At 71.3% G+C, this 17,274-nt stretch carries 14 protein-coding genes and 1 pseudogene; 6 read left to right on the top strand and 9 right to left on the bottom strand.

Translation table 11 applies throughout. From position 1 onward, the window contains the following. Positions 1–25 precede the first annotated feature (25 nt). Entirely contained in the window at positions 26–1,387 is a 1,362-nt protein-coding gene (locus IH25_RS0124235) for a hypothetical protein (RefSeq protein WP_030614347.1), read from the top strand. Between the two features lie 2 nt (positions 1,388–1,389). Here IH25_RS0124235 and IH25_RS0124230 read toward each other — a convergent pair whose 3' ends face one another. Together IH25_RS0124230 and IH25_RS0124225 are read right to left on the bottom strand one after the other, a co-directional pair. Further along, positions 1,390–1,626, bottom strand: a complete 237-nt coding sequence (locus tag IH25_RS0124230; RefSeq protein WP_030614344.1) for a DUF397 domain-containing protein — start codon at positions 1,624–1,626, stop codon at positions 1,390–1,392. Further along, a complete protein-coding gene (locus IH25_RS0124225; protein ID WP_030614341.1) occupies positions 1,623–2,444 on the bottom strand; it encodes a helix-turn-helix domain-containing protein in 822 nt (273 codons plus the stop codon). Before IH25_RS0124225 ends, IH25_RS0124230 begins: the two co-directional genes overlap by 4 nt. Positions 2,445–3,867: 1,423 nt before the next feature. Between IH25_RS0124225 and IH25_RS0124220 the strand changes: the two genes are divergently transcribed. Continuing rightward, positions 3,868–4,536, top strand: a complete 669-nt coding sequence (locus IH25_RS0124220) for a response regulator transcription factor (RefSeq protein ID WP_037655538.1) — start codon at positions 3,868–3,870, stop codon at positions 4,534–4,536. Positions 4,537–4,539: 3 nt separating this feature from the next. On the opposite strand, the gene IH25_RS0124215 is transcribed toward IH25_RS0124220, so the two are convergent. From IH25_RS0124215 to IH25_RS0124200, 4 genes are all read right to left on the bottom strand, one after another. Then, positions 4,540–5,763 (bottom strand): sensor histidine kinase, encoded by a 1,224-nt coding sequence (locus IH25_RS0124215; protein WP_030614336.1) that lies wholly within the window; start codon positions 5,761–5,763, stop codon positions 4,540–4,542. Positions 5,764–5,842: 79 nt separating this feature from the next. Next, positions 5,843–7,213, bottom strand: a complete 1,371-nt coding sequence (locus IH25_RS0124210; RefSeq protein ID WP_030614333.1) for an FtsX-like permease family protein — start codon at positions 7,211–7,213, stop codon at positions 5,843–5,845. A gap of 5 nt (positions 7,214–7,218) precedes the next feature. Further along, a complete protein-coding gene (locus IH25_RS0124205) occupies positions 7,219–7,971 on the bottom strand; it encodes an ABC transporter ATP-binding protein (RefSeq protein WP_030614330.1) in 753 nt (250 codons plus the stop codon). Positions 7,972–8,089: 118 nt separating this feature from the next. Further along, the gene (locus tag IH25_RS0124200; RefSeq protein ID WP_030614327.1) at positions 8,090–8,698 is read right to left on the bottom strand and encodes a YceI family protein; all 609 of its coding nucleotides are present in this window, start codon (positions 8,696–8,698) and stop codon (positions 8,090–8,092) included. Positions 8,699–8,912: 214 nt separating this feature from the next. Between IH25_RS0124200 and IH25_RS0124195 the strand changes: the two genes are divergently transcribed. The 4 genes from IH25_RS0124195 (at position 8,913) to IH25_RS0124180 (ending at position 13,717) form a co-directional block, all read left to right on the top strand. After that, positions 8,913–9,419 (top strand): hypothetical protein, encoded by a 507-nt coding sequence (locus tag IH25_RS0124195; RefSeq protein WP_030614324.1) that lies wholly within the window; start codon positions 8,913–8,915, stop codon positions 9,417–9,419. 34 nt (positions 9,420–9,453) lie between these two features. Continuing rightward, positions 9,454–11,754 carry a polysaccharide lyase 8 family protein gene (locus IH25_RS0124190; RefSeq protein WP_030614321.1) on the top strand — a complete coding sequence of 767 codons (2,301 nt, stop codon included), beginning with the start codon at positions 9,454–9,456 and terminating at the stop codon, positions 11,752–11,754. Positions 11,755–11,908: 154 nt separating this feature from the next. Beyond that, positions 11,909–13,504 (top strand): acyl-CoA carboxylase subunit beta, encoded by a 1,596-nt coding sequence (locus tag IH25_RS0124185; protein ID WP_030614318.1) that lies wholly within the window; start codon positions 11,909–11,911, stop codon positions 13,502–13,504. Positions 13,505–13,525: 21 nt separating this feature from the next. Further along, entirely contained in the window at positions 13,526–13,717 is a 192-nt protein-coding gene (locus tag IH25_RS0124180; RefSeq protein WP_030614315.1) for an acyl-CoA carboxylase epsilon subunit, read from the top strand. 61 nt (positions 13,718–13,778) lie between these two features. Here the strand turns inward: IH25_RS0124180 and IH25_RS0124175 are convergent, their stop codons facing one another. From IH25_RS0124175 to IH25_RS0124165, 3 genes and pseudogenes are all read right to left on the bottom strand, one after another. Beyond that, complete coding sequence (locus IH25_RS0124175) at positions 13,779–16,727, bottom strand: NACHT N-terminal Helical domain 1-containing protein (RefSeq protein WP_078844388.1); 2,949 nt, start codon at positions 16,725–16,727, stop codon at positions 13,779–13,781. 37 nt (positions 16,728–16,764) lie between these two features. Beyond that, complete coding sequence (locus tag IH25_RS0124170; RefSeq protein ID WP_030614307.1) at positions 16,765–17,049, bottom strand: hypothetical protein; 285 nt, start codon at positions 17,047–17,049, stop codon at positions 16,765–16,767. Between the two features lie 89 nt (positions 17,050–17,138). Next, positions 17,139–17,274 (bottom strand): annotated as a pseudogene (locus IH25_RS0124165) (ATP-binding protein); the annotation flags it as partial.

Raw genomic sequence — 17,274 nt, 5'->3', positions numbered from 1 at the left:
GGGAGGTTTCGGGTAATTTTTAGGTATGAAGGCCGTACCGCGGACCCGAAGCCTCCCCGCCCTGCTGCTGGCCGCCCTGACCCTCGTACTGGCGACCCTGTACGCACCCCCGGCGAGCGCGGAGACCAGCGTCTCCACGATCGCCCAGGCCCTGCGCAAGAGCCCCGTCTACGTCGACCCGGCGGCCCGTGACCAGCTCCCCGCCAACACCGCCGAGGCGCTCGCCGCCCGGATCAAACGCGCGGACAAACCCCTGTTCATCGCGGTCCTGCCGGCCGGCTACCCCACCGCGAACCTCTTCACCGACCTGCGCGCGGCGACCGGCGTCACCGGCCTGTACGGCATCCGCCTCGGCGACCGCTTCGACGCCCGCGCGGACTCCTCCGTCATGTCGCCCACGGCCCGGCAGAACCTCGTCCGCAGCGTCCAGGGCGAGGACACCAGGACCCAGCTGGCCGACTTCACCGACCGCGCCCTGCTCAACATGGGCGGCCACGCCCCCAAGAGCTGGGGCGGCACGGGCGACGGCGTCTCCGGCACGGCCCTGATCACCACGGCGGCGGTCCTGGTGATCGCCGGCGCGGGCGCGTACACCCTCGTCCGGCGCAACCGCCGCCGCCGCGAGGAGGAGCAGCGGGCCGCGCTGGACCGGCTGCGGGTGGTCGTGGACGAGGACATCACCGCGTTCGGCGAGGAACTGGACCGCCTGGACTTCCAGCCCGCGGCCCCCGGCGCGGACGACGCCATGCGCGCCGACTACGAGCACGCGCTCGACGCCTACGACACCGCCAAACAGCGCATGGCCATGGCGGAGCGCCCCGATGACGTACGCGGCGTCACCCAGGCACTGGAGGACGGCCGCTTCTCCCTGGCCAGCCTGGCCGCCCGCCGCGAGGGTCGCCCGCTCCCGGAGCGCCGCCCACCCTGCTTCTTCGACCCTCGCCACGGCCCCTCGGTCTCCGACGCCACCTGGACCCCGCGTGGCGGTGCCCCGCGCCAGGTCCCGGTCTGCGCGGCGGACGCCACTCGTCTGGCCGACGGCCGCGACCCCGTGATCCGCGAGGTCGACACCGACTACGGCCGCCGCCCCTACTGGGACGCGGGCCCCGCCTACGGCCCCTGGGCAGGCGGCTACTTCGGCGGCGGCCTGCTGCCGGGGCTCCTCGTCGGCACCATGCTCGGCGGCCTGATGGCGACGCCCACGTATGCCGCCGACTACGGGGCCGGGTACGGGGACTTCGGTGACCAGGCGGGTTACGGCGGCGGCTACGAGGGCGGAGACATGTCCGGCACCGACTTCGACCCCGGGGACTTCGGGGGTGGGTTCGGCGACGGGGGCGGCTTCGACGGTGGCGGGGGCGGGGACTTCGGTGGGGGCAACTTCTGAGGCTAGATGCCCTTGAGGAAGGTGTTCCAGGTGGTGGGGGAGAGGTTGAGCGTGGGGCCAGTAGGGGTCTTGGAGTCGCGGATGTGGATGGTGGTGGGGTGGGCGGCCACCTCTACGCAGTTGCCGCCTTCGTCGCTGCTATAGCTGGACTTGCGCCACTTGTACGCAAGTTCGACGCAGTCGCCGCCCTCGCTACCGCTGTAGCTCGACTTGAACCATGCCAGTGCTGCGGTGCTCATGACTCTCCTAGCAGTTCCTTCAGAAGGTCCTCGCTCTCGTCACAAGGGAGGGCCTGTGACCGCAGCATCCCATACTTGTGGTAGTAGTCGCTGACCTCTTCGGGATCATCCACGAGGAAGCTCGCACGCTGGACCTCCAGGTAGACGAGCCGTTCGTGCTCGGGAGTCTCCAAAAGCACCATGGGTCCGTCGAGCGCCGCGTGAGGCGTCTTTTTCATGGCCATGATCTGGAAGCTCATATGGACTGGCCGGGTGTACTCCAGGATCTGCCGGATTTGTGCCCGCATGACTTCTGGTCCGCCGACCGGCCGCCGCAGGATGCTCTCCTCCAGGATGAAATGTCCGACGGGAGGGCGATCCCGCTGCCAGATCAACTGTCGATCCATGCGGGCCTGCACCCAGTGCTCTGCCCGCTCGTTGCCGAGCGCCGGGTAACGGTAGTCGAACACTGCGCGGCAGTACTCAGGCGTCTGGAGAAGTCCAGGCACAGCCAGACTCTGGTACGAAAGGACGCTTACTGCCTCCTGCTCGTGATCGACCAAGCCCTGCGCGAACTGGACGATCCGGTCTCGTACCGGCAGCCGCGCGACGACCACCGTCAGCGCACCGCCCGTGTTCAGGAGCTCATCGAACTGTTCGGCTCGGTCGGGCTGCAGGGCGAGTCGGCCTTGTTCGATGGACCTCACTGTGTCGACGGAGATGTTGGCCATCTCGGCCAACTGTTCTTGGGTCAGGCGTGCTTTCTTGCGGTAGTGGGCGACGAGCGCGCCGACCGCGTACCACGAACCGACTTTCTTGGGCCTGGGTGCCTCGTGCATGGCCGTTCCTTTCCCCCATGTGCCCACCGATCTGTCGTAGTGGACTCGTAGTAATGAGAACTACGACTTCACTCGCTGCCCCACTGTAGTGACGCTCAGTGACAGTGGCCTTGTGAATGCACAAACTCAACACCCCCACACACGCCAGGCGTTCTACCGTCGGGACCGTAGATCGGTAGGGCTCGCACGGAAGTTCGCATGGCGGACGTTGACCGACTGGGCGGCGGCCGAGCGCGGAGACGACGTCTTGCTCTGCGTAAGCGAGTTGGCGACGAACGCCCTTCTGCACGGGGTCCCGGCGGGCCGCGGTTTTCTCCTCCCGCCGATGGGCCTGCGGCCCACCCTTGACACACCTCACTCCAGCACGGGGGAGAAGCGAGCGGGCGGCCAGGGGAAAGTGGCCGGCTGGACTTGGTTGGCCTCTACCGTCGGCTGCGTTCGCATCGTGGGTCGGGGATGCGCGCTCGCGCCTCGCCTGCACGCCGGGCGGGCTTAGCGGCTTCCGGCCCGGTGGGGCGTGCGCGCTGGCGTCTCGCCTGCACGCCGGGCCGGTTCGGCGTCTGACGGCCGTCACGGCGGGCGGACCAACCATCCAAACAGGCCCCCCTTCAGGGGCCTCGGCCACACGGTGCCCTTCCGGTCCTTCGATGGCCGGGGCCTCGCCACGGGGCGCTGGCCGATACGGCCGGTGGCTAGTTCTGGAAATACCTGTCCATAACCAACCCCCCCCTGGCCCCAGCCCTGCCAAGCCAGCAGCATCGCCCCCTCGAAAGCAACCGTGGGCGCGGGCTGCCGAGGGGCTCGTTTTGGACTGCTTGCCCATAACTAACCACCCCCTGGCCCTGGCCCTGGCCGCCGAGTGCCGCCCCCACCACCAGGCCACCGGCCCGGCGTTCCGGTGAGCCGCTGACCGATACGCCGGTGGGCTCGGGGGCATGCGCCGCCCGCGTGTCCGCGCCCCCGAGCCCACCCACCCTCCGCAAGCCGCCGAGCCGGCCCGGCGTGCAGGCGAGAGGCAACCGCGCACCCGCCCCCGGGCCGCAAGTCGCTAAGCCGGCCCGGCGTGCAGGCGAGACGCGAAGGCGCATCATGCTCCACCGGGCCGGAAGCCGCTTAACCGGCCCGGCGTGCTGGCGAGACGCGAGCGCGCCCCCTTGCCGACAGGGGTTCATAGCTCGCCCAGGGGTCCGGTGCCGGGGTGGGCCACTGTTCCTTCGGGCCGCTCGCTCGCTTCTACCCCGGGCTGGAGCGAGGTGTGTCAAGGGTGGCCCGAAGGGCCATCGCCGAAGGCGACGCGCAGCGCCCTTGACTCACCTCGCGGAAGCCCGACACTGACCGAGAAGCGAGCGGCCCAACGGCCACTGACGAACACCGGTCCCCACACCCACGGCGGCGCCCCCAACCCCACCCGATAATGGCGACCGTGATCAACAGGCACCTGCGCGTCGTACTCGCCGAGGACTCCGTCATCTTGCGCGACGGCATGGTCGAACTGCTCGGCGCCCGCGGCTGCGAGGTCGTGGCCACCGCAGGAACGGCACCAGACCTACTCGCCGAGGTGGCCGAACACCGACCCGACGTGGCAGTGGTGGACATCCGCATGCCACCCACACACACCGACGAGGGCATCCGCGCCGCCGTCGAGATCCGCGCGAGGACGGCCGAGGTCGGCATCCTCGTCTTCTCCCAGCACGTGGAGACGGCCTGGGCCACCCGGCTGCTGGCGGACGGCGCGGCGGGCATCGGCTACCTGCTGAAGGAACGCGTCGCCCGCACCAGCGAGTTCGTCGACGCCCTGCACCGTGTCGCCGGCGGCGGCACCGTGCTCGACCCGGAAGTGGTCACTCATCTGATGCGTGGCGGACAGCGCAGGCGGGTGGTGGACACCCTGACGCCGCGCGAACGTGACGTGCTGGAGCTGATGGCACAAGGCCATTCCAACCGCTCCATCGCCGCGCTGCTGGTGGTGTCGGAGCGGGCGGTGGAGAAGCACGTCGCCGCCGTCTTCACCAAGTTCGGCCTGCGGGCGACCGACACCGACAACCGCCGGGTGAAAGCCGTTCTCAACTACCTGTCCGAGACCCGGGGTTGACGCTCACCGCAGACGCGACGGCAGTTCCGCCACGATCACGGTGGGTCCACCGGGCGGGCTGTCCACCCGCAGGACTCCGTCCACCGCCGCGAGCCGCTCGGCCAGCCCCGTCAGACCGGTACCGCCACCGAGCGCCGCACCGCCACGACCGTCGTCGCGCACACGCAGACGCACGCGGCCGTCAGCCGTGCTCACGGTGAGTTCGGCCGAGCGGGCACCGCTGTGCTTGGCGATATTGGTGAGCAGCTCGGCGGCGCAGAAGTAGACGACCCGCTCGACCACCGGGTGCGGGCGTTCTCCCAGGTCCAGGCGGATGGTGACCGGCACCGGCGACGTGGCGGTGAGGCCCGGCAACGCTTCGCCGAGGCCGCCGTCCAGCGCCACCGGATGAATTCCCCGGGTCAGCCGCCGCAATTCGGTGATGGCGTCGTCGGTCTGGCCGCGGGCCCGGCTCATCAGGGTGCGCAGCCGCCCGAGGTCCGGACCGGCGGGAGGCACGAGCGCGTCCTCGGCCAGCGTGAGGGTGATGGCCAGAGCGACCAACCGGGCCTGGGTGCCGTCGTGCAGGTCGCGCTCCAGGCGCCGGAGCTGGTCGGTGTTGTCCGCGAGCAGGGTGGCCCGGGCGGTCTCCAGCTCCCGGACCCGCTGCTGGGTACGGGCCGGGCTGAGAAGCAGCCGGGCGAGCCGGCGGTTCACTCCGCTCAGCGCCCGCACCGCGCCGGGCACGGCGGACAGCACCACCAGGCCGATGACGACGGACGCCGCGTCCAGCCAGCCGGCCGGCCGCGCGCCGTCCCAGGCGCGGACCCAGAGCGGGAAGGCGACCAGCCAGCCGCAGCCGAGGGGAAGCGCCACGGCCACGGTGAAGCCGAGCACTCCGAGCGGCAGGCGCAGCACCAGATAGAGCAGAGCCCGCCAGGCGACCGGATCGGTCAGTACGACACGGCCACGTGCGAACAGGCCCGCCGGGCGGCGCAGCCCGGCCGGCGCCTCGACGTGCTCGCCGAGCAGCCGGCCGGCCAGCCACCGGTGCAGCGCGCCGAGACGACGCGCGCCCAGCAGCGCGGCGACCACGAACGGCAGCCCGACCACGGTGAGCGACAGCAGCGCTCCCGCGTACAGGACGGCCAGGGCGTAGCCGCCGCCGAGCAGCGCGAACGGCAGCCCGACGACCGCGAACGCCCATTCGCCGCCCCGGACGGACAGATACCGCCGGGGCTCGGCCACCTCCGAAGTGGGGGCGCCCGGGCGATCCGCGCCGGTCGGGTGACTACGGCCGTTCTCGGCAGCCGGTCCACCGCCGTGTTCAGTCACGGTCACCGCTCACCAGCTCCGCCGCCGGACCGCGCACCACCCGCAGGCCGGTGGCGAGGACGGTGAGGAAGGTCAGCGCCGCCGCGCCCGCGACGATGTACAAGGAGGCGGCCACCGGGACGGCTGGTGCCACCGAGCCGGTCGACGACGTGCTGAACGCCGCCGACGCGGCCCCCGCGACCGCCGCGCCGAGCAGCACACCCACCGCCGTGGTCAGCGCCGCCTCCACGGCCAGCAGGCGCATCAGCTGCCACGGGTGCGCGCCGACCAGCCGCAGCAGCGCGAACTCGCGGCGCCGTTCGGCGGTCACGGCGACCAGGGTGTTGACGGTGGACACGGCGGCGAAGCAGGTCAGCAGCGCCACCTCGGCCTGGCGCAGCCAGACGTCCGTGGCGGAGGTGACACCGGTGGCCGTCGCCCGCGCGGCGTGCTCGGCGGTTTCCGTCATGATCAGCATGGTGCCCGACAGCCCCACGAGCAGTGCGACCGGCACCACCGCGGACGACAGCCGCCGCGCGTACCCGCTCAGGTTGGCGTGGGCCAGCCACCCCGCACCGGGCGCCACAGCCCGTACCGGCACCCCCAGCACGGCCACCAGGAAGCGTATGGCGAGCGGTCCGAGCAGGGCGACCGCGACCAGCAGGACCACCGTGGCGAGCAGTGCCGCCTGCCCCGCCTTGTCCATCTCCTCGGTCGGCCGCGTCGCGGACAGTCGCAGCAGCAGACCTCCCCCCACCAGAGCGCCGAGCCCGGCGAGCAGGCGTGGCGCGCCCGTCCGCCCGTGCTCGGTCGAGCTGGCCGTGAGGGCGGCCGACGGCGCGATCCGCGAGATCCGCCGGGCCGCGACGGCCGAGGCCGCCAGGCCGACGGCGAGTGTGACGGCCAGCGCGACCAGCATCGGCACCGGTGTCCCCGGCACCCGCACGCCCGGCGCCGCCAGCCCCAGTCGCCGTAGCTCGGCGAGGAAGCGACGGGCCGCCGCCCCGCCCACGACCCAGCCGGGCAAGGCCACCGACAACACGGTCATGACGACCTGGCCGCGGACCAGCCGCCGCGTCTGACGGGGCGTCGCCGCGATGGTGCGCAGCAGGGCCAGCTCGCGGTGCTGCTGGCGGAGGGCGAAACCCAACGCGTTGACCACGACGAAGAACGCCACCAGGACGGCGATCTCACCGAAGGCACCGGCGATCACCGCCACTCCCGGCCCTTTTGCCGCCCTCCGGGCGGACGCGGGCGCGGTGACATCGGCGGCGAACAGCGAGCCGAACAGCGTCAGGGTGGCGATCGCGAGGAACAGCGCGCACGCCAGGCCGGCGAAGGCCGCCGGACGCCGGCGCATCTGCCCGAGGGCGACCGAGACCATCGCCGTCACCCGCCCAGCCGGCTCAGCCGCTCGCCGACCCGGGCGGCGGTGGGCCGGTCGAGCTCGTCCACCACCAGGCCGTCGGCGAGCAGCAGCACCCGGTCCGCGTACCCGGCGGCGACCGGGTCGTGGGTCACCATCACACAGGTCTGGCCCTCCCGGTCCACACCGGTGCGCAGCAGGGCGAGGATCTCGTGGCCGGTGGCCCGGTCGAGCGCGCCGGTCGGCTCGTCGGCGAAGAGCACCCGAGGGCGGGAGACCAGCGCCCGCGCGATCGCCACCCGCTGCTGCTGCCCACCGGACAACTGCCCGGGCCGGTGCCGCTCGCGTCCGGCCAGTCCGACCCGGTCGAGCGCGTCCAGAACCCGGCCCCGCTCGGGCCGCTCACCGGCCAGCCGGCCGGGAAGTTCGACATTCTGCGCGACCGTCATCCCCGGCATCAGATTGAACGCCTGGAACACGAACCCGACCCGGCTGCGCCGAAGGGCCGCCAGCCGCCGCTCGGAAAGCCGCGAAACCTCGGTACCACCCCACCACACGGCACCCCGAGTGGGCCGGTCCATCCCCGCGAGGCAGTGCAGCAAGGTGGTCTTGCCGGAGCCCGACGGCCCCATCACCGCCGTGAACGTGCCGGACGCGAGGGCCACCGACACCCCACGCAACGCCCGTACGGCGGCGCCGCCACGCCCGTACTCCCGGTGCAGGCCCTCCGCCCGAACGGCGGTTCCCCCCGCGACATCCATCGCCATCTCAGCCATGTCCTCATCCTCGACGGACGAGGCACACCGATCGATCGTGCCCACCCCCGAACCGGAGGTTCGGAAAACCGAACCCCTGGCCGATCCGCCCGGCGGCGGGTACTGGACTACTCGTCCCTCACGCCTGCTTGATCGCAGAGACGTCGAACGTCAGCTTCACCTTGTCGGAGATCAGCACCCCACCCGTCTCCAGCGCCGCGTTCCACGTCAGACCCCACTCGGACCGCAGAATCTCCGCCTTGCCCGTGAAACCCACCCGCTCGTTGCCGAACGGATCCTTGGCGAAGCCGTTGAACTCCAGGTCGATGGTCAGCGGCTTGGTGACACCGAGCAGGGACAGCTCACCGGTGACGCGGTACTCCTCCCCGCCCAGCACCTCCACCCCGGTCGACCGGAACGTCATCGTCGGAAACTCGTCCGTCTTGAAGAAGTCCGCCGACTTCAGATGGGTGTCCCGGTCCGCGTTACCCGTGTCGATGCTCTCCATCCGCACGTCCAGCGCGGCCGTGGACTTCGCCGGCTCGGCCCCGTCCAGGTGCAGCGTGCCGGTGAAGTCACCGAAGCCGCCCTTCACGTTGGTGACCATCGCGTGCCGGGCGACGAACCCGATCGTGCTGTGCGCCGGGTCGATGGCGTAGTCACCGGTCAGCGCGGTCAGGTCAGGCCCGGCGACGGCCGGCGCGGCGGCGGTGGGCTGGGTGGTGTTCTTGCGGCCGAAGATGCCCATGACGTGCTCCTGGTTGAACGTTGAACTAACTCTCGCCTCCGACCATAGCTCTATTCTGTTTAGCGTTCAACTAAAACCTCGCCGTGTCACCGCGCACACGCACAGTCACCCGTTCGTGCCTCTGGTGCACCCCCCTCTCCCTCGGGCACGATGCGGCCTGCACCACCTGCACAGCCGCCCCGGAAGAGCCCGGCCCATCGCAGGAAGGCCCCCTATGAAGATCCGCTCGCTGCTGACGACCCTCGCCCTCGTCGCCACCCCCGGCCTCGCCCTCGTAGGCACCGCCCCCGACGCCTCCGCCACCACCGCCGTCACCAAGATCAGCCACGCCACCGCCACGTCGATGTTCCGGCAGTCCGGCATCACCTGGTCGTCCTCCGGCAACTGCTCCGACCGGAACAACCCCACCTGCACATCCTTCGAGCAGCTCAACCTCGCCACCGCCCAGGGCGCCCAGACCCTCAAGAGCGCCAGCGGCTGCGCGCTCAACATCACCGGCGGCACCGAGACCGGCCACGCCTCCGGCACCTACTCCCACTGGAACGGCTACAAGCTCGACTACGGCAAGAACACGTGCGTGACCTCGTACGTCAAGAACACCTTCACGTACATCGGCCTGCGCGGCGACGGCGCCCCGCAGTACCAGTCCGGCTCCGGCAACATCTACGCCGACGAGGGCAACCACTGGGACGTCCTCTACTACAACTGCGGCGGCTGCTGACCGGGCGGCGACGGCGGTGACCGGGCCCCTCCGCATGACCCGACGCGCACTGCTGCTGGCCGCCGCCCTCGCCGCCACCCCCGGGTGGCGCGCACGGGCGGCCGGCCCCGACCCGTACGAGACGCTGCGCGGGCGCTGGCTCGGCATCGCGCTCGGCGCCGGCTACGACCCGGCCGCCGAACCGTACGCCTCCCGTCTCGCCCAACTGGGAGCACGGGCACGGGAGTTCCAGGCCGCCATGCTTCCCGGCCCCGGCACCCTCTGGCCCGGCCACCCCTTCGACCCGCCGTCCGGCGTCACCTTCAGCTACAACCGCCTGTGGACCATGACCCAGGCGTACGTGCAGACCGGCACCGGCGTCACCGGCGACCCCGGCCTGCTCACGGACGTGTTACGCGGCCTCGACCACCTCGCCGCCACCGTCTACAACCCGGCCACCACCCGCTACGGCAACTGGTGGGAGTGGCAGATCGGCAGCCCCCGCCTGCTGATGGACATCACCGCCGCGCTGTACGCGCAGGCGGGCCCGGACCGGGTCGCGGCGGCCTGCGCGGCCGTCGACCACTTCATACCGGACACGATGCTCACCGACTACTCCGGCACCAGCACCGGCGCCAACCGCGTCGACCTGTGCCGTTCGGTCGCCCTGCGCGGCATCCTCGGCCGCAGCCCGCAGAAGATCGCCCTCGCCCGCGACGCCCTCTCGCCCGTCTTCCCGTACGTCACCCAGGGCGACGGCCTCTACGCCGACGGCTCCTTCGTCCAGCACACCTGGGTCGCCTACTCGGGCACCTACGGCCAAGTCCTCCTCGACGGCCTCGGGCGGCTGTTCGCGCTGCTCGCCGGGTCGCCGTGGGAGATCACCGACCCCGGCCGGCAGCACATCCTGGACAGCGTCGAGCACGCCTACGCCCCGCTGATCCACGACGGCCTGGTCATGGACTGCGTCAACGGCCGTGCCATCAGCCGGGGTTACCTGCGCTCCGACGACCAGGGCGTGATGCGCGGCGACCACTACCACGGTCAGGCCCTGATCGCCGCCATCACCCTCCTCGCCGACGGCGCGAGCCCGGAGGAGCGGGAGCGGTGGTACGGACGCATCAAGGGGTGGATAGAACGGGACACCGTATTACCCATGCTGACGAGTCGTCAGTTCGGTGTCGGTGATCTCGCGCGGCTGCACGCCGTCGCCGCCTCGCCCGTTCCCGCCGCCCCCGAACCCCTCGGGCACCGGCTCTTCCCGGCCATGGACCGTGCCGTCCACCGCACCCCCCGGTTCACCGCCGCCCTCGCCATGGCCAGCGACCGCATCGCCCACTACGAATGCGGCAACGGCGAGAACCCGCGCGGCTGGGACACCGGCTCCGGCATGCTCTCCTGGTGGCCGCGGGGGAGCGGAGACCAGTACACCGACTGGTACTGGCCCACCGTCGACTGGTACCGGCTGCCCGGCACCACCGTCTCCACCCGACGGCTCGCCGACCGGGCCGGCGGCGAGTGGGGCGCCCCCAGACCGGCCGTGCGCTGGGTCGGCGGCACCACCGACGGCACCTACGCGGCCGTCGGCCAGCATCTCAAGGGCCTCGGCTCCACCCTCCAGGCCCGCAAGTCCTGGTTCTTCCTCGACGACGCCGTGGTCTGCCTCGGCGCCGGGATCACCTGCGCCGACGGCGTACCCGTCGAGACGGTCGTGGACAACCGCAACCTGGGCGAGAACGGCACCCAGCCCCTCGTACGCGGCCGGAACTGGGCCCACCTGGAGGGGCACGGCGGCTGGGTCCTGCCCCACGGCGGCGAGTTGCGCACCCTGCGCGAGGACCGCACCGGCGCCTGGGCCGACATCAACACCACCAGCAGCCCCGAACGGCGCACCCGGCGCTGGCAGACCCTCTGGCTCGACCACGGCACCGACCCGGCCGACGCCGGTTACGCCTACGTCCTGCTGCCCGGCGCCACCCGCGCCGAGACCGCCGCCCGCGCGGGTGACCGGCACTGGCTGACCGTCCTCGCCAACGACACCACCGTCCAGGCCGTCGCCGTACCCCGGCCGGGGGTGACGGCGTGCACCTTCTGGACGGCCGGTACGGTGGGGGAACTGACCGTCTCGGCCGGCGCGAGCGTGCTCGTCGTGCGCCGGGGCCGTACGGCCGCCCTCCGGATCAGCGAGCCATCGCGCACCGGAGCCCCCCTGGAACTGCTCTGGGACCACCCCGTGCGCGCGGTCACCCGGGCCGGCGACGGCGTCGAGGTGCTGGAGGCAGGCCGCCGTCTGAGGGTCCGTGTCACTCCAGGGATGGCATGTGCCACCCACGAATGTGAGGTGGCTCTCGCCTGATCGGTTTGTGACGTCCCTACAACGAGATGGCCCGCTGAGCAGTCGGAACGGCTGCATCACGCGGTGGTTCTGTTCACTCGTACCAGGAAAACGGGCCGGAGACTGTACAGAGTCGACGGCTCGCTTTTCTTGGTGTCCTTCGTAAGGTCGCTACATGACCGTTTTGGAAGAGACGACGGGTGAGCCGACCGGCGAGCCGACGGACGCGCGCGGACGGGTCGCCGAGCTGCACGAGATCCGTGCGCGGGCCGTTGCGGGTCCGAGTGAGAAGGCGACCGAGGCGCAGCACGCCAAGGGCAAGCTGACGGCACGGGAGCGGATCGAGCTGCTCCTCGACCCCGGGTCCTTCCAGGAGGTCGAGCAGCTGCGCCGGCACCGGGCGACCGGTTTCGGCCTGGAGGCGAAGAAGCCGTACACCGACGGTGTCATCACCGGCTGGGGCACGGTGGAGGGCCGCACGGTCTTCGTCTACGCCCACGACTTCCGGATCTTCGGCGGCGCGCTGGGCGAGGCCCACGCCACCAAGATTCACAAGATCATGGACATGGCCATCGCGGCCGGCGCGCCGCTGGTCTCCCTGAACGACGGCGCCGGCGCCCGTATCCAGGAGGGCGTCTCCGCCCTCGCCGGCTACGGCGGCATCTTCCAGCGCAACACCAAGGCCAGCGGTGTCATCCCGCAGATCTCGGTGATGCTCGGCCCGTGCGCGGGCGGCGCCGCCTACTCGCCGGCCCTGACGGACTTCGTCTTCATGGTCCGCGAGACCTCGCAGATGTTCATCACCGGCCCGGACGTGGTCAAGGCCGTCACCGGCGAGGAGATCACCCAGAACGGCCTGGGCGGCGCCGACGTGCACGCCGAGACCTCCGGTGTGTGCCACTTCGCCTACGACGACGAGGAGACGTGCATCGCCGAGGTGCGCTACCTCCTCTCGCTGCTCCCGCAGAACAACCGCGAGAACCCGCCCCGCGTCGAGTCGACGGACCCCGTCGAGCGCCGCAGCGACGTCCTGCTGGACCTGGTCCCGGCCGACGGCAACCGCCCGTACGACATGGCCAAGGTCATCGAGGAGATCGTCGACGACGGCGAGTACCTCGAGGTCCACGAGCGCTGGGCCCGCAACATCATCTGCGCCCTGGGCCGCCTGGACGGCCAGGTCGTCGGCATCATCGCCAACCAGCCCCAGGTCCTCGCGGGCGTCCTGGACATCGAGGCCAGCGAAAAGGCTGCGCGCTTTGTCCAGATGTGTGATGCTTTCAATATCCCGATCGTCACCTTCCTGGACGTTCCCGGGTTCCTCCCCGGCGTGGACCAGGAACACGGCGGCATCATCCGCCACGGCGCGAAGCTGCTGTACGCCTACTGCAACGCGACCGTGCCGCGGATCTCGCTCATCCTGCGCAAGGCGTACGGAGGTGCCTACATCGTCATGGACTCCCAGTCGATCGGCGCCGACCTGACCTACGCCTGGCCGACGAACGAGATCGCCGTGATGGGCGCGGAGGGCGCGGCCAACGTGATCTTCCGCCGGCAGATCGCCTCCGCCGAGGACCCCGAGGCCATGCGGCAGAAGATGGTCAAGGAGTACAAGGCCGAGCTGATGCACCCGTACTACGCGGCCGAGCGCGGCCTCGTGGACGACGTCATCGACCCCGCCGAGACCCGCGAGGTGCTGATCAAGTCGCTCGCGATGCTCCACACCAAGCACGCCGACCTGCCCTCCCGCAAGCACGGCAACCCGCCGCAGTAACCCTCACGGAGACCGACACCCATGAGTACTCCTGACATCCGCGTCGAAAAGGGCCACGCCGAGCCCGAGGAGGTCGCCGCCCTCACGGCCCTCCTCCTCGCCCGAGCCGCCGCCCAGCCGGCCCCGGCCCCGACCCACCGCCTCCGCGCCCGAGCGGGCTGGCGCCGCCTGGAGCGCGAGCCGGGCTTCCGTGCACCGCACAGCTGGCACTGAGCGCCGCGCTTCGCTTGACCACGGCCCCGTTCTCCTTTGGGAGGGCGGGGCCGCGGTGCGTTCAGCGGATGGTGACCTCGACGCCGGGCAGCAGGTTGGCGAAGTGCTGCGGGGGCAGGTCCAAGGCGCCGAAGTTGTACAGCGCCAGGTGACGTAGGCGGGGCAGCATGGAGAGAGGGGCGAGATCGGGGATCTGACTGCCCGGAACACCGACCATGTACAGGTACTCGATGCCCTTGTACGGGGCCAAAGCGTCCAGTCGTGTCTCCGCCGTGAAGCTCGAGAAGCCCAACTGGTGCAGGTTCGGGAGGTCGGGGAGGTCGTCGAAGGCCGGCAGCGGCAAGTGCAGGACACGCAGCGCCGGCAGCTCTGCCAGTGCTTCCAGATGCCGAGACGACCCGCAACCGACGAATTGCAGGAGTGTGAGCTTGGGGAAGCGCGTCACCGCAGACAGGTCGAGTGTGTTGATCTCGGAGCACGTCAGCCATTCGAGGGCCGGGAACTCGGGGATGTCAGACAGGTCCTCGAGTGCGTATCTGACCCACAACTTGGTCAGTGACGTAAGCCGGCCCGCTGTCCGCAGTTGAGCCGAGTGTGTGAGCACCACCTGGTGCTTGTCCAGCGCCAGCCCGTTCATCACCCGATCGACGTAAGCCTCCGCGTCGAAATACCCCCACGCCTCAATGAGCGCATCGACCACCTCCGCGCGCCGGTCCCCCGCATACCCCTCCAGCAACCCCAACGCCGTCTCGCCGCCGATCATCGCCACGGTTCGTACGGTCTGGGCCGCCGCCTTCGGTGTCAGCTCCTCCAGCGAGCGGGGCATCTTGCGCAGCAGACTCGGCCCCACCGCGGCCAGCGCCGGAGGATCCGTAGGCCGTCGCGCCGGCAGCAACGCCGACACCGCCTCCTCCAACCGGTCCGCCAGACCCTCGGAGACCTCCGGAACCGTCTCCTGGCACGCCGCCGCCAGCAGCCGTAGCTTCCGGGCGTACCGGGGCTCGGCGGACGCCCGGTCCAGGATGCCGCCCAGGAGCTCCTCCCGCTGAGGCCGGTTCGCGTGGCCCGCTGTCATGATGATCGTCTCGCGCCACAGGTCCAGGTGGGCCCGCTCCACCAGGTTGCCGATGCGGTCCTCCTCCGCCGCCTCCTCCGCGGCCAGGTACTCCTGGAAGGTCCGGTGGACGAAGTCGACGCGGCCCTCGGCGGGGGAGCGCAGGATGCCGGCGCGGTCGCGCAGCTGTTGCAGGACCCGCGCGCCGTCCTGTTCGTCCAGGTGCCGCATGCCCCGCAGCTTCCGCCCGACGTGCACCGCGGCCTGCTCCAGACCGATCTCGCTGCGGTTGTTGTCGGACAGCCGCCAGGCCAGGTCCCGCAACAGCACCAGCTTGTCGTTCAGGCTCAGCCGGCCGTCCACCGCGCTCGGCACGTTCCGGTCCGCGTCCCGCTCGTGGACCAGCGTGTGCAACGCGTCGCGGTACAGCTCCATCCGGTCCCGGGGCAGCCGGCTGCCCCGGTCGAGGTGCATCGCGCACAGCATCGCCGCCAGCAACGGCGTACCGGCGAGGGACTGCAGGTGCGGGCGGTCCTTGAGGCTGGTCAGCAGCGACTGTTCGTAGTGGGGGAGTTCGTCCGCCGCGCAGGGCAGGTCGTCGTCCAGCTCGCGTACCGCCTGGTGCCACTGCCGGACGAACGCGGCCAGGTCCGGCGGGGTCATGCGGTCCAGGTGGAGCGAGGCGAACCGTTCGTGGCGCAGCCAGTCCGCGCGGGCGGCGGCGGGGCGGGAGGTGACGACGACACGCACTGACCCGTACGCGGTCAGCAGGCCCCGCAGCCAGTCCCGTACCCCGCGTCGCTCGCCGTCCAGCAGCTCGTCCACGCCGTCGATCAGCAGCAGGGCCTTGCCGTCGGCCAGTTGGCGTTCCACCCACGCCTTCGGCATGACCCCGGTGATCTGTCCGGCCACCGAGTCCAGCATCGCCTCCGGCTTCGGCAGCTCCCGGCCGCTGTACTCGCGCAGCTTCACGAACACCGGTGTCAGACCGTTCCAGTCCGCGAGTTCCCCGGTGAACGCGCCCCGCGCGGCCGTGATCGCCAGCCAGCGCAGCAGCGTCGTCTTGCCCGAGCCCGCCTCGCCCCGCACCAGGACCCGGGTGGCCCCGCCGAGCGCCGCCTCCACCCGCATGCCGGCGCTCTCCGTGCCGGGCTCCTCCCAGTCGCTCATGTCGGGCCGCAGCACGGGCAGGGTGCGGGCCGGGCGGCGCCGGTTGCCGTCGTCGCCGGTGGCCCGCAGGCTCACGTACGCCACCGACAGCCGTACCCGCGCGCCCGCCCGGTCGGAGGTGCGCCGGTACAGCTCCGTCTCGTCCAGCGTCGTGCTGACCAGCTCCAGGTAGCGGCGCCGGAAGTCGCCGTCCCGGTCCGTGCCCTCCGGGGCGAACAGGGAGCGGTCGGGGAGCCGTTCCAGTACCCGGGCGATCTCCGTGCCCAACGACGTCGTACGGCCGAGGAGTTCGGTCAGCGCGCGTTCCTCGAAGACCGGCAGCCCGCGCACGATCCGCACGTAGTACTCGACGCACTCGGTGAACAGCAGCTCGTACAGGCGGGTTTCCATCTCGCCGAAGCCGGCCGGCGGCCGTACCGCCCGGGTGATCCGGCGGACGATCTCCGCCGGGTTCACGTCCGCCGCGAGCACCGCCTCGTCGGAGAGGTCCGCCGCCTCGAAGGTGTCGCACACCCCGTCGACCACGGCCTGCCGGGCGCCGTCGTCCAAGCCGCGGAACTCCCGCTCCAGGTACGGCGCCAGCCGGTCGTACACCGCGTCCGCGATCTCCTCGAACTGCCGGTGCACACCCCGCTGGAAGCGCAGCCCGGACACCCGCAGCCGGATCAGCCCGGCCATGTCCAGATGCCGTTCCTGCTCGCGGCGTCTGCCGCCCAGCCACATCTGTGCCGCGGCCTTCGCCACGGTCGTACCCAGCCGTAACGCGGCCGCCGCCTCAGCGCTCACTTCCCGCCCCCTCGACACGCACCGGACGAGGGCATTGTCACCCGTCGTGCCGCGTCTCGTCCCGCTTTCGCAGCCACGGCTCCAGCGGCAGGGACAGGGTGGCCACGCAGACCGCCGGCCACAGGGAGGTCAGGCGCAGGCCCGGGGTCCACAGCGGCAGCAGCACGGCGGTCAGGAACGTGGTCAGCCAGCCGAGGACCAGCGGGCTGCGCAGCCGCGCCCGCAGCGGGAACAGCAGGGCCGAGGACACCAGCGCGCTCGGCACCAGCAGCAGCGCCGCCCACAGCAGCGCACTCCAGCCGTCGACCTCGATCACATGCATCCCGGACCCACCCGTACGTACCACGACAAAGGCTCCTGTCCTCAGAGAAGAGCGACAGGAGCCCGCGTCGGTTGCCCGGCGGGGCGGAGTTACCGCAGGCGCGCCATCAGGGCGTGTTCGACGAGCGTGATGAGGGCGCTCTTGGCGTCGGCGCGGTGGCGGGCGTCGGTGGTGATGATGGGGGTGTCGGGGCCGATCTGGAGTGCTTCGCGGACTTCGTCGGGG

Origin of the sequence: Streptomyces achromogenes subsp. achromogenes, assembly GCF_000720835.1 — a bacterium.
Lineage (GTDB): Bacteria > Actinomycetota > Actinomycetes > Streptomycetales > Streptomycetaceae > Streptomyces > Streptomyces achromogenes.
Note: the sequence above shows the minus strand (reverse complement) of the source record. Positions and strands in the feature narration are given on the sequence as shown.

What these genes read in the sequence shown, in the direction of transcription:
- IH25_RS0124235 (WP_030614347.1), top strand. Translation starts at nt 26, where the DNA reads ATGAAGGCCGTACCGCGGACCCGAAGCCTCCCCGCCCTGCTGCTGGCC.
- IH25_RS0124190 (WP_030614321.1), top strand. Translation starts at nt 9,454, where the DNA reads ATGACCCGACGCGCACTGCTGCTGGCCGCCGCCCTCGCCGCCACCCCC.
- IH25_RS0124200 (WP_030614327.1), bottom strand. Translation starts at nt 8,698, where the DNA reads ATGGGCATCTTCGGCCGCAAGAACACCACCCAGCCCACCGCCGCCGCG.
- IH25_RS0124170 (WP_030614307.1), bottom strand. Translation starts at nt 17,049, where the DNA reads ATGCATGTGATCGAGGTCGACGGCTGGAGTGCGCTGCTGTGGGCGGCG.
- IH25_RS0124210 (WP_030614333.1), bottom strand. Translation starts at nt 7,213, where the DNA reads ATGGTCTCGGTCGCCCTCGGGCAGATGCGCCGGCGTCCGGCGGCCTTC.
- IH25_RS0124180 (WP_030614315.1), top strand. Translation starts at nt 13,526, where the DNA reads ATGAGTACTCCTGACATCCGCGTCGAAAAGGGCCACGCCGAGCCCGAG.
- IH25_RS0124185 (WP_030614318.1), top strand. Translation starts at nt 11,909, where the DNA reads ATGACCGTTTTGGAAGAGACGACGGGTGAGCCGACCGGCGAGCCGACG.
- IH25_RS0124230 (WP_030614344.1), bottom strand. Translation starts at nt 1,626, where the DNA reads ATGAGCACCGCAGCACTGGCATGGTTCAAGTCGAGCTACAGCGGTAGC.
- IH25_RS0124195 (WP_030614324.1), top strand. Translation starts at nt 8,913, where the DNA reads ATGAAGATCCGCTCGCTGCTGACGACCCTCGCCCTCGTCGCCACCCCC.
- IH25_RS0124205 (WP_030614330.1), bottom strand. Translation starts at nt 7,971, where the DNA reads ATGGCTGAGATGGCGATGGATGTCGCGGGGGGAACCGCCGTTCGGGCG.
- IH25_RS0124225 (WP_030614341.1), bottom strand. Translation starts at nt 2,444, where the DNA reads ATGCACGAGGCACCCAGGCCCAAGAAAGTCGGTTCGTGGTACGCGGTC.